We start from the raw sequence: 464 nt of genomic DNA, 5'->3' as shown, positions 1-464 counted from the left end.
AAGAACAAGTGCGAGAGTAACTGCTCGCACCTTGACGGTACCTAACCAGAAAGCCACGGCTAACTACGTGCCAGCAGCCGCGGTAATACGTAGGTGGCAAGCGTTGTCCGGAATTATTGGGCGTAAAGCGCGCGCAGGCGGTCCTTTAAGTCTGATGTGAAAGCCCACGGCTCAACCGTGGAGGGTCATTGGAAACTGGGGGACTTGAGTGCAGAAGAGGAAAGTGGAATTCCACGTGTAGCGGTGAAATGCGTAGAGATGTGGAGGAACACCAGTGGCGAAGGCGACTCTCTGGTCTGTAACTGACGCTGAGGAGCGAAAGCGTGGGGAGCGAACAGGATTAGATACCCTGGTAGTCCACGCCGTAAACGATGAGTGCTAAGTGTTAGGGGGTTTCCGCCCCTTAGTGCTGCAGCTAACGAATTAAGCACTCCGCCTGGGGAGTACGGTCGCAAGACTGAAAC

At 54.7% G+C, this 464-nt stretch carries 1 rRNA gene; it reads left to right on the top strand.

Annotation, left to right across the window (positions count from 1 at the left end):
- Positions 1-464, top strand: a 16S ribosomal RNA gene (locus tag R0J87_RS18535); the annotation flags it as partial.

The sequence above is a fragment of the Halomonas sp. SIMBA_159 genome, from assembly GCF_046536035.1.
Lineage (GTDB): Bacteria > Pseudomonadota > Gammaproteobacteria > Pseudomonadales > Halomonadaceae > Vreelandella > Vreelandella venusta_A.
This window is presented reverse-complemented; position numbering and strand designations above follow the sequence as displayed.